Raw genomic sequence first — 13,665 nt, 5'->3', positions numbered from 1 at the left:
TCAGGCAGACTGTTGCTGAATCAATTGTTTGAGCAAGCTCGCGACTTGATCGGGTTGTTCCAATGGGAACATATGCCCGCCATCGACTACGGTAAAAGGAATACCAAACTTCTTTTGCACTTGCTGCGGGAACTTGCGGGCCAGAAATGGACCTTTCTCGGCAACGACCAGATGCACAGGAATTTTTGGTTTCGCCTGAGGCAACCACCAGAGTGACGGATTGGTTCTAAAGACTGCGACCTCATCCCTTTTAGGGATAGTAAGTTCTACTCCACCCCGGATGGGATCATCCTGTAAGGCATAATCAATATACGCCTGGAAGCAATCTGCATCAAAATCCTGATAAAAACCTTTAGGGCGCAGCAATTCAGCGGCTTGTTCCCGTGAATCCCAATGATCTCGACGGCGTTTCGACAAACCTGCCGGAGACATTTTATCCAATGCTTTTAAACGAAAAGTCTTGGCGATATGCAAGGCAAAGGCTTCTTTGCCCATAATCATTGGCGGGTCCAGCATGATCATTTGTGAAAACAGTTCCGGGCGCTGTAAAGCGGCCTGAAACGTTAATACAGAGCCCAACGAATGTCCCAAACCAATCACGGGTCGGCCTTGAGATTGGCGTACAATACTGTCGATCACTTGCCGGGTCAGGCTTTTCCAATGGTTATCAACCGGATAACGCTTATCCCGCCCTAAAAGCGGCACATAGATAATATCGTAATCATCTTGCAATTCATCAAACAGCTTTTGATAGACTTTAGATGGCACGCCATTGGCGTGCGCGAAATGAATCAGTGGTTTCATTGCAGTGTCGTGCTATTTTCTGACTGAAGCTTCTGTGCAACTGAAGAAGCAATTCCATCCCCAATCGATGAACCCATACGACCCAAGACTGATTCAAATGGACTATATTCAATGGTGTAATTCAACGCTTTTTCAGTTTTCAGTTCGCGTTTCAAGGTATTTAAGCTACCGATACGATCCGCAATACCTAATTTCACCGCCTGATCACCGGTCCAGAACAAGCCAGAGAAAATAGCAGGATCATTGGATTTCAATTTATTGCCACGTCCTTGTTTAACTGCATTAATAAAGTGACCATGCACATTATCCAGCACACCCTGTACGTGGGCTTTTTGCGCAGGATCAACCGGCTGAGTCATAGACAGCAAAGCTTTATTTTCACCTGAAGTCATGGTGCGATCTTCAACACCTAATTTTTGCAATAGATTAGTCACACCATAATTCGGCATGATCACCCCAATTGAACCGACCAAGCTCGATGGATTGACAATAATTTCATCCGCAGCTGAAGCAATATAATAAGCACCTGAAGCACCAGTATCGCCAATCACGGCATACAATTTTTTCCCAGAATGCTGTTTTTTCAGATACTGAATTTCCTGCCAGATTTCATCAGACTGTACCGGTGAACCGCCAGGTGAGTTGATATTCAGCACCACTGCTTTACTTTGTTTATTTTCAAAGGCTTTTTTCAATGATTTGATGGTATTGCTACTGTTGACGCTCTGCTTGTCGGCTGCAATCGTACCCACAATATCCACGACTGCGATATGCGAACCCGCAGCAGCGCTAGCATCTGAAGAAACTGAACTACAGCTTTTGCCTAATGCCAAAATGACAACAAGCAGATAAGCAAAAGTCAGAAATTTAAAGAAAATTCCCCAACGGCGTGCACGGCGCTGTTCTTCTACCGAAGCTAAAACTGCTTTTTCAAGCAATTTCCATTCCGGACCAGTCGGTTGAACTGGCTGTTGCGTATTTTGTATTTGATTTTCAGGTTTTGGTGGCCAATCGGACATAAATAATCCAATAAATTGATTTATATTGAATCCATTATATACACTGAATCGGGTAATTCTGTCTAAACAAAACGTTTTCGCCTATAATAAATTTTGTTCTCTTTTTTTGTACTTAGACGAAATCAATGACGAAACAGGGCTCACGGAATTCAGCTTACGGATTACTCAAATACATTAGCCGCCAACCGCTTCCGGTTTCTCGCTGGATGGCCCGTATTCTGGCCTTTATTGTGAACAGTTTTAAAGTCACTAAAACTTCGGAAGTCATTCGTCTCAACCTTGAAATCAGTCTTTCAGAACTGTCTAATCAGGAACGTGAACAGATTAACCGTGCTGCGGTTCGCAATGAATTAATGTCATATTTCGAGTTCTTTACTATTTGGGGCTCAAGCAATCAGAAAAATCTTAAACGCGTTCATCGCGTTATTGGCGAAGATCTACTTCATGATGCCATTGCACAAAATAAAGGCCTCGTGTTAATCGTGCCGCATTTTGGTACCTGGGAAATTATGAATGCCTATATTGCCCAGTTCACCTCAATGACCATTATGTACAAACCTGTGAAAAATCAGGCTGCAGATCAATTTGTACGGGCCGCCCGTAGTCGTGAACAGGCGCATCTGGTGCCGACCGATGAATCTGGCGTCCGTCAGATTTTTAAAGCCTTAAAACAAGGTGGCACTACGGTCATCCTTCCGGATCATACCCCGAATATCGGTGGTGAATATATTCCCTATTTCGGCGTGCCTTTGGCCACCAGTAATTTAAGTGCCAAGCTGATTCAAAAGACCAAAGCGCGTGCCCTGTTTTTATATGCTCTACGTAATACTGAAGATGGATTCGATATTTTTATCGAAGCAGTTGATGAAAAAATTTATAATGGCAATGCCAATCAAGGCACACAAGTCATTATCAATAGTATTGAAAATTTAATTCGTCGCCATCCGGAACATTATCATTGGAGTTATAAACGCTTTAATGCGCATCAAGACTTGGGAAATCTCTACAAACTTGAGCATGAACAAGCTTTGGGCAAAGTAAATGCATTAAGAACTCAAGAACTACATAAAGTTTCGCCCATATTGGAATCAGTCACTTAAGGGCTGACGATACAACCACTGCCATTCATGTCGTTCGGCAGAAAGCACCAGTTTTGAGCCTTGTTGCTGGAAGTACACACTCCCCTGTTCTGCTGTGGTCAATAAGGGAATATTAAGTGCTTTCAACCGTTGCTGGGTCAGTTGGCTCGGGTGGCCATAACGGTTAAATTTCCCAGCCGAGGCAATCGCCAGTTTAGGCTTCAAAACCTGTAAAAATTGATAGGCTGAACTGTGCTGACTGCCATGATGCCCGAGTATCAGCACATCGACCTGAAGTTCGGGATAGTCTTGGAGCAGCTGATATTCAGTTTCCCAACCCGCATCCCCCATCAGTAAAAAGTTTTGATACGGTCCGGCATTTTTGATTTGCAGATATACCACACAAGAGAGGTCATTTTTATTGAAGTTTGGCATATTTAACTGCTGCTGCCGAGGTGCCAGAATTTTAAAGTTAATCGTCTCAGACCATTGCCATTGCTGTCCTGCATAACAAAACTGAAAGCTTGAAGAAGCAGCTGTTTCAGGCATCTGATTGGATGACACTTGTCGGATGTTTAGTTGATCTTTAATGCTGTGATATGCACCGCTATGGTCCTGATCCAGATGGGTCAAAATCAGTTGATCCAGTTCCCCAACACCTTGCACAGATAGAAACGGCCTAATCACTTGTCGACCAATACTGAATTTTTCTTCATTATAATAACCGCCCATGTCGATCATCATGCTGTGTTGCCCGTCACGGATAAAGATTGCCTGTCCCTGCCCAACATCCAGAACAGACAGCTTAAATGCATGCTGATTAAGTTGAGGAATGCACAGTGGTACACAGGCAAGTGCTGTCCAGCTTTTGGGCACTAAGCCACGCGGCAAAAAGACAATTAATAAGCCCAAAATACATAGAGCAATCATCCAGACATTCATGGCCACAGGAATCAGTTGCGGTGCAAACAGCCGATCAAGCAGATTCAAAAATGCCAGCAATATATGAATAAAAATATCATTGAGCTGAAACAACAGACTCGACAATGGCTCAGAAACAAAAAACAGTAAAGCCGCCAGAATATCTACTGGAACAATCAGCAGGCCAATCCACGGGATAGCCACCAGGTTGCTTAGCGGCGTAATCCAGGCCACCTGCTTAAAAAACAGCATCATTAAGGGAAGCAGGGCCAGAAAAATTTTCCACTGCGACTCCACTAAAACTTTCATTGCAAAATACAGCCATTGTAATGCTGTTTGTATTGTTTGATGCGGTTGCTGCTGAATGGTTTGATAGATTCGCAGCAAGACAAAACAGGCTCCATAAGACAGCCAGAATGCGGCCGATAAAATACTAAAAGAGTCAAATAACAACAATAAGGCAGCACTTAAAATCAACAGTCTTAATGGCTGCACACTTTGCCTGAGCAACAGCGTAAAAGTCACAATCACACAAATCAGTAAAGTGCGTAACGCCGGAATTTCAAAACCGACGAAGGCACAATACAGCAGTACACATAATAAAAAAGGCAGACTCAAAAAATACTGCCTTGGCCATTTCAGATAAATCTGCGGTGTGTACCTTGAAATCAGATATTGCAACGTACCACAGACAATAAAGGCAAAGATCAGGACATGCGGTCCGGAAATCGCCAGTAAATGGCTCATGCCAAAACGCTGGAATTGCTGTTCCGTCGCTTGATCCAAGAGACTTTCATCACCACTTAATAGAGCCAGTAACAAGCCTTTCTGCTGTACTGGTTGTGTGGCCACAAACTCTCTTAAGGTCAGTCGCTGCTGTTCTACCCAAAGCAAAAATCGCTGATTCAAATTTTTCTGCTGACGTAGATATTTAGCATGACCTAGTGCATAGAGTTGTTGCGGTTGCAACTCTTGGATATGTTTAATCCTAAACCCGGCCATAACATTTTGCTGCAAGGCCCATTTTTCTGCATCAAAAGCACCCGGTGTCGCATAACTATGGTTAGGTCGAATCTGGCCTTGTAATAAATAATAGTGTCCCAGTTCAAGAGTCTGCTGTTTGGTTACATCATTTCCTAAACTGGATATGACAGGATCTGAAACTGGCAGAAAACCCATCCACTTAACTGTAGTGCCATCAGGGTTAAGCACATGCAGGGCTTGCTGGATATTCTGATCGCCCAGTTTATTCAGCTCTTTGATATAGACCACGATTTCTTTTTCAGATACCTCGTGTTCTCGCTTGGATAAACGTTCAGCCAGTTGCAGATTGGCATAAGCATGACCTAAAAATAGTCCCAAAAGCAGGCTTGATCCAGTGATCAACAAGCTTCGCAGTGGTGTATTCAAGATGAGCTTTAATTTATGGCAACACAGATACCACAACAGCGCAACGATCAAAACTGCCGTTCCGCTCAGTTGAACAGACAGGAAACTTTTCCCCATACACGCAAGGCCTAAAATCCAGCCAATACATAGCCACTGCAACATTGAATCTTATTCTGTCTTGTTATTATTTTGCCCAATAATAAAGCCCACCGGAGTGAGCTTCAATCAAATGCGAATATTCTCGTTATTTATGGTTCAATCCAGAGACCATCCTGCATATGTAAAATCCGATCTGCTGCATGGGCTAGCTGTTCATCATGCGTCACAATCAGCATCGCCATATTGAACTCACGTTGCAATTCGGTCAGCAGTTCAAAAATCTTTGCTGCAGTCTTGCGATCCAGATTTCCGGTCGGTTCATCGGCCATCATCAGTTTAGGTTTACCGACCACTGCACGCGCCAAAGCTACACGCTGACGCTCACCTCCGGATAATTCACCCGGCTTGTGAGTCAGACGATGCGAAAGACCAACACGTTCCAGCAAATATTCGGCCTGCTGTTTGGCTTCCTTAAACTTCATGTTGTCGCGTAACATCAGCGGCATGGCCACATTTTCCAGTGCCGTAAATTCTGGCAACAGGTGATGAAACTGATAAACAAAGCCCAAATGCTCATTCCGCACATAACCGCGTTCTGCTTCAGACAAGGTATCAAAACGGCGGCCATTCACCATGACCTGACCTGACGTCGGGCGATCCAATCCACCCAAAACATGTAATAAGGTACTTTTGCCTGAACCACTTGAACCTACAATCGAAACAAACTCACCTGCTTTTACCTGTAGCGACAAGCCGCGAATCACATCGACAGTGGCCTTGCCATCGGTAAAGGATTTGTGAATATTCTGGGCATCTAAAATCAGATTACTCATAACGCAAAGCCTCTGCCGGTTGAATTTTTGCTGCACGTAAAGCCGGATAAATTGTCGCGACAAAACTGAGTGCCAGTGACAAGCCTACAATCACCAAGACATCCTGCCAGCGCAGATACGAAGGTAAGTAGTTAATAAAATAGGCATCAAACATATTCAGGCCTAAAGTATTGTTGAGCCAGCCAATAAAGCTACTGATACTGGTTGCCGCAATAATCCCGAGGATGGCCCCTGCACAAGTTCCAATCACCCCAATCACGGTACCTTGCACCATAAAGATTTTGGTAATGGTGGCAGGTGAAGCCCCCAAAGTCCTTAAAATGGCAATGTCCGATTTTTTATCCGTCACCACCATCACCAGTGAAGACACAATATTAAATGCCGCGACTAGAACGATCAGGAATAAAAGCAGGCTGACCATGGCTTTTTCCATCTGAATCGCGCTGAACAGATTACCATGGGTATAAGTCCAGTCCGAAGCATAGAAATTCCCCGGCAAATCACGCACAATTTCCTGAGACACTTGTGGTGCTAGGAAAATATCATCCAGCTTCATACGCACACCCTGCGCACCATCCGGTAGACGCAGCAAGGTCGAGGCATCATTTAAAGCGATATAACCCATCATCGAGTCAACTTCAGCACCAATACTGAAGATTCCCACCACTTTAAAACGCTTGAAACGCGGGACGACACCAGCTGGTGATGGGGTGGCTTCTGGCAAAACCAGAGTAATATTGTCATTTAAGCCCACACCCATGGCATCGGTCATTTGCTTGCCCAAAACAATACCAAATTCACCTTTTTTCAGGCTGTCGATACTGCCCTCAACCATATGGTTTTGTATAATTGAAACTTTTTTCTCATACTCGGGTTCAATCCCGCTGACCATAATGCCGGCGACCTGACCCTGTGCGGTCAGCATGCCTTGTAATTGAGTAAAAGGTGCGACTCCCTGAACATGCTCATGCCCTTCAATTTGCTTTGCAAGTTCTGGCCAATTTGTTAAAATTTGTGTTGAGGAAACAGTCGCTTGAGGTATCATTCCTAAGACACGATTCTTTAACTCTCGGTCAAAACCATTCATCACAGACAACACTGTAATGAGGACTGCCACACCGAGTGTGAGGCCGATCATTGAGACCAACGCGATAAAAGAAATGAAGTGGTTACTACGCCGTGCGCGAGTATATTTCAACCCTATATACAGCGAGATTGGTTTGAACATAACCATCTAGTCCGAGGTAATAAATTATGGAAAATGTACAGCATCCAAACGGATTTACGGAAAGACGCGTCATGTCTCGAATCGATGCTGCCTTACGAATTAATTATCAGATTATTTCCGATGATGTTGCCTTGAATGATCCTTACGATCCTAACTTCGTCTTGCCCCGCTATTTTCTACTACTTGCAGAACTAGATCAATTTGATCATGCGGTTAACTACGAATTAGAACAATTATCTGAAAAAGATCAACAAATTGCTCGAATCTTATCCTTATTTAATCAAAAGTTAAACCTTATTACCGGTTCTTTGTATGACGCAATTGTACAAAGCATGTTACCTGTACCAGAGCAAGTGAACTTTTCAGAAACCGGTTTTAGTTTCTTTAATGAGCGCCCTATCGCTGAAGGCACCTATCTGCACGTGACTTTGAGTCATCCGGAAAATTTCTTCCATATTGCAGCAACCGCTCAGGTGGCCTACAGTCGCGAAGAAGAAAATGGCAAATATCGGACTGGTGCTTATTTTATTACCATGCATCCACAAGATCGTGTCAAACTGGGTGAATGCGTCAAGGCTCGCTTTGCCTAAATTACTGCTTTAGTCAGTGCTGCTGGGTGATGAAAGGCGAGCGTTATAGCTCGCTTTAATTTCTCTGGAAAAATATAACAACAAACCAGCCAGTAAGATAACGACGCCAAAGACTGCTCCACCCGATAATTTTTCATCATTCAGAATCACCCCGACAAATAAGGCCAGCATCGGCGTCAATACGGTGGTCAATGACAAAGTGGTCGCCTTGATTTTCTGCACCAGTTTAAAATAACAGAACATCGCAATCAGGGAAGCCATGATTACAGCATAACTGAGTCCAATCAGCGATTTTGCCTGTGGGATCTGGGTTGGTGCAAATTGCCAGATAAATGGCAACATGGTACAGGCCATGACCGCTGAAACAGCAATAGAACCGGCCGCTTGTGCCATAGGTTCGAGAGGTGCATTAACTTTTTTCACCCAGAACATCGAAACACAGTAAATAAAAACACTGAGCAACATCAGGCCTATGCCAATCGGCTGAATATGCTGATCTTTGCCACCGACACAGATAATGCCCAGACCCAGCAAGGCAATCGCCATACCACCCCACTGCGAAGGATAGAGCTTAAGCTGAAATACAAAACGGCCAATTAAACCGGTAATAATCGGCGCCAGTCCGAACATCAGGGCAATAATGCCTGAACTCAGATAATCCGTGGCCAGATAAGTGAAAATCTGTGAGCCGATAAAACTGCATGCGCCAGCCAGGTAACTGTGCATGGATAATTTATCTAAGGGAAAACGGGTTTTTAATAGCCACAACAAGGCAAATGCAAAAGGCAAAGCCAAAAAGAAACGCAATGCCAAAGCCCAGAGCGGATGCAAATCCGTCACACTCCAGACAATAGCTAGCGGTGTCGTCGCCCAGATAAAAACCAATAAAAGATAGGTGGCAATCATATTGGTTTGTGTGGGCATGCGAGTCACTCTGAATAAGGCTTAAAGCGCGGAAGTTTTACGTTTTTGTTTTTGGATGGTCTGATCGAGTGCGCTGGAAAATTCGCGTTTATCCCGTTCTGAAATCGGTGGCGGACCGCCCGTTTGCACGCCCGCTCCGCGTAAGCTGTCCATAAAATCGCGCAGATGTAAGCGCGCTTTGACATTGGCCGTAGTATAAATTTCACCACGGGGATGAATCGCAATTCCGCCTTTTTCAATCACTTCCGCAGCCAAGGGAATATCTTGGGTCATGACAATATCATGCTCTTTCATGCGCAGAATAATCTCTTTATCCGCAGCATCCGCCCCACTCATCACCTGAATTGAATTAATTCTGATCGAAGGAGTTATTCCGACTGGTTGGTTGGCAACAAAAGTGACTTCTAGCTGATAGCGATCCGAAGCACGAATAATCACATCTCGCAGAATACGGGGCAATGCATCGGCATCGACCCAAAGTTTGAATGGCAACACAGGGCTTCCCATTAAGGTATAAATCATGGTTATTCTAGCAAATTGCAGTGATCAGGTTGATGATTAAATTGCTCCATTTTCATTGCATCTGTCATCAATATTTTAAAAAGTATGTGCCCGGTAAAACTGGCATGATTCACGCGAGAAAAAAATTGACTTCATTTGACTGGCATTTTAATTTTAAAATTCATTCGATTGACTTGAAAAATCGCAATGACCCTCGATTAACTATAAATACGTCATCCAAGATCAATTGTGCATATGAAAAATCAGAATAGCCCAGAGATCATCACCATTGATGATCAAAATTTCGGTAGTCATGTCGAACACTGGACCTTGCTCACCGACAACCCTGGCACAGATGTACCACAGTGGTTAGGCAAAGCTCTTGATGAACCAATCATGCCGATGGGCCTTTGTACACAAGAATGTGATATGGATGCAGAGACCTGGCTGATTCAGGGTCCAAGCAAAGCTGCGGTACAGTTGAGTCAAGTGATTGCCGTCGAAAACAATAAGCCTCAAGCGGTAAAAACTGCATTCCCCTGCTTTGACAGTCCTTATCAGGTGAAAGCCACGATTGACCGGATTATTAGCTGTAAATCCAATACTCAGGCTGTATTGCGCCTGAATCTGGGTGCTAACAATATTATTTACGCTTTCGATAGCCTGTATAGCGTCAATCACCCGCACTATGAAAAAGACCAGTCCTATGTGGTGAATCTGAATGGCTGGGCCTATGAACTTGAAGCGGTCGCAGATCATGAGCATCTGGTGGTTGATGATCCGGCTTCGATTAAGCACCACCGTGCCTTGAATGATATTCTCGCTGCCAATAATGGTGTGGCCCCGGATAATTTGCAGGAACAGATTGATGCCTGGCAGCCGCAGTCCGAAGAAGATAAAGAACCTGTAACCGTAGATTTTTCTAAAATGGTGGCTTATCTATACGGCGAAACCATGGGTCAAGAAGATGAAGCCTGGTTCCAGGGCAATATTGTCGGTAAAACCACCATGCAATTTATGGATCAGGACTACACCCTGTATGATGTCACCCTGATTCATGATGAAGACCAGCCTGCGACCCTGATCCGGATTGCAACGCGGAATGACCAGTTCAAAAACTTCCAGATTGGTCAGTATATTCGTGGCAACTTGTGGATTCAGGCCAATATTTATAGAAAAGCGGCCTAAGTTCAAACATATAAAGAAGATATTCATTTTGATGGGTATCTTCTTTTAATCCATCTATATTCTTATTTGTCATTTTAATTTTTGATTATTTTTTATACATATTTTCTGGCTTAATAATCTATTTAAATTCATTAAAAACCAAGTTATCCACATTTTTAAATTCAAACGAATTCATTTTAAATATTTAATATAACCTTAAAAATCTTGTAAAAATAAGCATTTGATTTCTCATATAAATAATCTGATGTCATACAAATCTAATATTCAAATAAAATGAAAATTTATGCTCTTTAATTAAAAATGTACTTTATTTAATCAATTTTTTATGATAAAAATACTCACAACAAATTAGTATTAACGATAAATAGATCGGACAATAAATATCTATGAAAATCGTGCAAGAAGAAACATTACAACAGGTCGAGCATCATCTTAGCTCCCGCTATAATATTGATATGATGTCCTGCCTTTTTTTCATGTTGGGGATGCTGATCTGCGGATTCATCCTGCATACTTTTATTTTCTAAAATTATTGTATTCATAAAAAACCCAGCCTGTGCTGGGTTTTTTCGTTTCAGGAATTAACCATTGCGTTTGGCAAAGTCATCCATAAAGTTCACCAATGCCTGCACGCCCTCTAAAGGCACGGCATTATAAATACTTGCGCGCATACCGCCAACCGAACGGTGACCAGCAAGATTCAATAAATGCTGCGCTTCAGCTTCTTTCAGGAACTGTTTCTCAAGATATGCATTAGCCAAAGTAAATGGTACGTTCATGATCGAACGGTTTGCTTTTGCAATCGGATTCGCATAAAAATCGCTTTGATCGATATAACCATAAAGCAAGTTAGCTTTCTCAAGGTTCACTTTGTGCATGGCATCTACACCGCCATTTTCTAGCAACCACTCAAACACCAGACCAGACAAGTACCATGCATAAGTTGATGGTGTGTTAACCATTGAGCCATTTTTCGCTTGATCTGAATATTTCAAGATGCTTGGAATTTCAGGTTTAGCTTGATCAAGTAAATCTTCACGAATGATCACCAGCGTTAAACCAGCAGGCCCGATATTCTTTTGCGCACCCGCATAGATCAAACCAAATTTAGAGACATCTACTGGCGCAGATAAAATACTAGATGAATAATCGCAAACTAATGGCTTGTTTGTTTCAGGAATTGAAGCAAATTGCAGACCGCCAATGGTTTCATTATCGGCATAATGCACATAAGCTGCATCATCAGAAAGATTCCATTCGCTTTGTGCACTGATCGCATATTTGCCATCAATTTGGATACCTGCTTTTACAACATTGATATCGCCATAACGCTGCGCTTCTTTCAAGGCTTTTTCAGACCAGATACCGGTATCGATATAGTCTGCTTTGTTGTTTTTGCCAAGCAGGTTCAATGGAATTGCCGAGAACTGTAATGATGCCCCACCCTGCAAGAACAATACTTTGTAGTTCTCAGGAATATTCATGAGTTTACGTAAGTCTGCTTCCGCTTTTTCAGCCATGGCAACATAGTCGGCACTACGGTGGCTCATTTCCATGATCGAAAGACCTTTGCCGTGCCAGTCAAGCATTTCAGCTTGAGCTTTTTCAAGTACGGCAGTCGGTAATGCAGCAGGACCAGCACAGAAGTTGTACGCGCGCATGATTTTTCCTTTCAGAGTGAAACACAATAAAATGATGGCATTTAACCATATCTGGCAGGGTCTTGCACAAAATTATTTCAATCTATGAGTCAAGATAGAGTCAAAAAATCAATGTAGATTCACAAGATAAATTGACCAGTATTTTAGCCTGCTGTTTTTATCATCTTTGAACTAACAATTGAAAATATTCAAGATTAAGCCATTTTTTGATTCTAGATATTCCATTAAAAACAGCCGATAAGTATTTGAAATACAGATGTACAAGAAACAATACTATAACTTTACACTAGTTCTATCTGCAAACCTTTGATTTATACTAGCCGGATAACATTATCGGCTTTAAATCAGTTTAGCGACTTTATGAACTTAAAGAAAAATAAAAGACAGCTTGTCTGGGGTTTAAATCTGCTTGCATCAATGATGTATGGCAGCTTTGCTCATGCGCAGAGCATCAGCTTTCAGGACGCTGAACGTCAGTTGTTGCAAAATTCTTATAGCAGCCAAGCCTATCAAAGTCTGGAACAGGCCTCAAAACTTGAAGCTGAAGCGGTGAAAGGTATAGGTCTGCCACGAATCGATCTGAATGTTCGTGCGTATGCCTTTCATAATGAACTCGATCTACCTTTGGGCGCATTAAAAAATAATTTAGAGCAATCCTTAACGGATGGTGTAAATAATAGAATTGATGAACTGAACTTAGGTGATCTGGCTGACCCACTAAAAAATAGTTTAAGACAACCTATTCAAAATGGGGTGGGCTTAATTCCTGATAGTTCGCATGTCGTGCTGGATGATCAGGTGATTCGTCCGACGGTTTCAATCATGATGCCGCTTTATACCGGTGGACTGACAAGCAGCGCCAAAGAAATCGCCAATATTCAGGTCGGTCGTAGTCAGCTCAGCAACAAACAGCAGCAAGACACGCAGCGTTTTGAACTGATTCAAAGTTATTTTAATGTACAGCTTCAAAAGCAACTGCATGCAGCTGCGCTGTTTAACCTGAATGCCATGCAGCAGCATTATCGCAATGCCTTAAAGATGGAACAGCAAGGTTTTATCAGTAAAGGCCACCGCATGCAGTTTGAAGTGGCACGCAATAATGCCGAGCGCAGCCAGCAAAATACGCAGGCCAATTTGAATGCTGCCCTGTTCCAGCTGAATAATCTGCTTCAGGAAAGTAGCATCACCGAACTTTCGACGCCTTTATTTGTCAATAAAACCGAGCCACAGGCCTTAAATCATCTGCTGAAAACCTTTAGTCAGAACTCTGCGCTGATTCAAAAAATGCAGCTGGATACTCAATTAGCTCAAGCCAATGTCAAAGCCCAGCAAGCAGCGAAAAAACCGAATGTTTTTGCTTTTGGCGAATATAGTCTGGATCAAAATGAAAACTGGATTGTCGGAGTTGCCGCACGCTATAACCTGTTTT

Annotated in this window: 13 protein-coding genes; 4 read left to right on the top strand and 9 right to left on the bottom strand. The window is 42.9% G+C overall.

Translation table 11 applies throughout. The features are described from left to right. On the bottom strand, window positions 1-804 hold the full coding sequence (locus NI462_RS00060) for an alpha/beta fold hydrolase (RefSeq protein ID WP_253158592.1): 804 nt from the start codon (window positions 802-804) through the stop codon (window positions 1-3). Further along, the gene (gene sppA / locus NI462_RS00055; protein ID WP_004731760.1) at window positions 801-1,823 is read right to left on the bottom strand and encodes a signal peptide peptidase SppA; all 1,023 of its coding nucleotides are present in this window, start codon (window positions 1,821-1,823) and stop codon (window positions 801-803) included. The genes NI462_RS00060 and sppA overlap by 4 nt, the downstream gene beginning before the upstream one ends. A gap of 125 nt (window positions 1,824-1,948) precedes the next feature. Between sppA and NI462_RS00050 the strand changes: the two genes are divergently transcribed. Further along, window positions 1,949-2,923, top strand: a complete 975-nt coding sequence (locus NI462_RS00050; RefSeq protein ID WP_004279136.1) for a lysophospholipid acyltransferase family protein — start codon at window positions 1,949-1,951, stop codon at window positions 2,921-2,923. Here the strand turns inward: NI462_RS00050 and NI462_RS00045 are convergent. The 3 genes from NI462_RS00045 to NI462_RS00035 all read right to left on the bottom strand — a co-directional run bounded on the left by NI462_RS00045 (window position 2,912) and on the right by NI462_RS00035 (window position 7,372). Beyond that, a complete protein-coding gene (locus NI462_RS00045; RefSeq protein WP_253158589.1) occupies window positions 2,912-5,374 on the bottom strand; it encodes a DNA internalization-related competence protein ComEC/Rec2 in 2,463 nt (820 codons plus the stop codon). The genes NI462_RS00050 and NI462_RS00045 overlap by 12 nt on opposite strands. An 86-nt stretch (window positions 5,375-5,460) precedes the next feature. After that, a complete protein-coding gene (gene lolD / locus NI462_RS00040; protein ID WP_004645694.1) occupies window positions 5,461-6,144 on the bottom strand; it encodes a lipoprotein-releasing ABC transporter ATP-binding protein LolD in 684 nt (227 codons plus the stop codon). Continuing rightward, a complete protein-coding gene (locus tag NI462_RS00035; protein ID WP_004645695.1) occupies window positions 6,137-7,372 on the bottom strand; it encodes a lipoprotein-releasing ABC transporter permease subunit in 1,236 nt (411 codons plus the stop codon). Before NI462_RS00035 ends, lolD begins: the two co-directional genes overlap by 8 nt. A 26-nt stretch (window positions 7,373-7,398) precedes the next feature. On the opposite strand from NI462_RS00035, the gene NI462_RS00030 reads away from it, so the two are divergent. Continuing rightward, window positions 7,399-7,962: a PilZ domain-containing protein gene (locus NI462_RS00030; protein ID WP_195725755.1), complete on the top strand. Its 564-nt coding sequence runs from the start codon at window positions 7,399-7,401 to the stop codon at window positions 7,960-7,962. Window positions 7,963-7,971: 9 nt separating this feature from the next. Here the strand turns inward: NI462_RS00030 and NI462_RS00025 are convergent, their stop codons facing one another. Together NI462_RS00025 and NI462_RS00020 are read right to left on the bottom strand one after the other, a co-directional pair. Further along, a complete protein-coding gene (locus NI462_RS00025; RefSeq protein WP_253158587.1) occupies window positions 7,972-8,886 on the bottom strand; it encodes a DMT family transporter in 915 nt (304 codons plus the stop codon). A gap of 21 nt (window positions 8,887-8,907) precedes the next feature. Beyond that, the gene (locus tag NI462_RS00020) at window positions 8,908-9,393 is read right to left on the bottom strand and encodes a YaiI/YqxD family protein (RefSeq protein WP_171260766.1); all 486 of its coding nucleotides are present in this window, start codon (window positions 9,391-9,393) and stop codon (window positions 8,908-8,910) included. Between the two features lie 249 nt (window positions 9,394-9,642). On the opposite strand from NI462_RS00020, the gene NI462_RS00015 reads away from it, so the two are divergent. Next, window positions 9,643-10,575 (top strand): hypothetical protein, encoded by a 933-nt coding sequence (locus tag NI462_RS00015; RefSeq protein ID WP_253158585.1) that lies wholly within the window; start codon window positions 9,643-9,645, stop codon window positions 10,573-10,575. A 410-nt stretch (window positions 10,576-10,985) separates the two neighbouring features. Here NI462_RS00015 and NI462_RS15025 read toward each other — a convergent pair whose 3' ends face one another. Beyond that, the gene (locus NI462_RS15025; protein WP_005103875.1) at window positions 10,986-11,117 is read right to left on the bottom strand and encodes a hypothetical protein; all 132 of its coding nucleotides are present in this window, start codon (window positions 11,115-11,117) and stop codon (window positions 10,986-10,988) included. Between the two features lie 39 nt (window positions 11,118-11,156). Beyond that, window positions 11,157-12,236, bottom strand: a complete 1,080-nt coding sequence (gene serC / locus NI462_RS00010) for a 3-phosphoserine/phosphohydroxythreonine transaminase (protein ID WP_121980404.1) — start codon at window positions 12,234-12,236, stop codon at window positions 11,157-11,159. A gap of 360 nt (window positions 12,237-12,596) precedes the next feature. On the opposite strand from serC, the gene NI462_RS00005 reads away from it, so the two are divergent. Beyond that, window positions 12,597-13,665: TolC family protein (locus NI462_RS00005; protein ID WP_253158583.1), on the top strand; the 1,069-nt coding region annotated here is incomplete at its 3' end.

Source organism: Acinetobacter lwoffii (assembly GCF_024129715.1).
Lineage (GTDB): Bacteria > Pseudomonadota > Gammaproteobacteria > Pseudomonadales > Moraxellaceae > Acinetobacter > Acinetobacter lwoffii_U.
The sequence above is the reverse complement of the archived record's forward strand: the minus strand, read 5'-3'. Positions and strand labels throughout refer to the sequence as shown.

Coding starts and splice junctions, on each gene's coding strand:
- NI462_RS00060 (WP_253158592.1), bottom strand. CDS start 804: ATGAAACCACTGATTCATTTCGCGCACGCCAATGGCGTGCCATCTAAA.
- sppA (WP_004731760.1), bottom strand. CDS start 1,823: ATGTCCGATTGGCCACCAAAACCTGAAAATCAAATACAAAATACGCAA.
- NI462_RS00050 (WP_004279136.1), top strand. CDS start 1,949: ATGACGAAACAGGGCTCACGGAATTCAGCTTACGGATTACTCAAATAC.
- NI462_RS00045 (WP_253158589.1), bottom strand. CDS start 5,374: ATGTTGCAGTGGCTATGTATTGGCTGGATTTTAGGCCTTGCGTGTATG.
- lolD (WP_004645694.1), bottom strand. CDS start 6,144: ATGAGTAATCTGATTTTAGATGCCCAGAATATTCACAAATCCTTTACC.
- NI462_RS00035 (WP_004645695.1), bottom strand. CDS start 7,372: ATGTTCAAACCAATCTCGCTGTATATAGGGTTGAAATATACTCGCGCA.
- NI462_RS00030 (WP_195725755.1), top strand. CDS start 7,399: ATGGAAAATGTACAGCATCCAAACGGATTTACGGAAAGACGCGTCATG.
- NI462_RS00025 (WP_253158587.1), bottom strand. CDS start 8,886: ATGCCCACACAAACCAATATGATTGCCACCTATCTTTTATTGGTTTTT.
- NI462_RS00020 (WP_171260766.1), bottom strand. CDS start 9,393: ATGGGAAGCCCTGTGTTGCCATTCAAACTTTGGGTCGATGCCGATGCA.
- NI462_RS00015 (WP_253158585.1), top strand. CDS start 9,643: ATGAAAAATCAGAATAGCCCAGAGATCATCACCATTGATGATCAAAAT.
- NI462_RS15025 (WP_005103875.1), bottom strand. CDS start 11,117: ATGAATACAATAATTTTAGAAAATAAAAGTATGCAGGATGAATCCGCA.
- serC (WP_121980404.1), bottom strand. CDS start 12,236: ATGCGCGCGTACAACTTCTGTGCTGGTCCTGCTGCATTACCGACTGCC.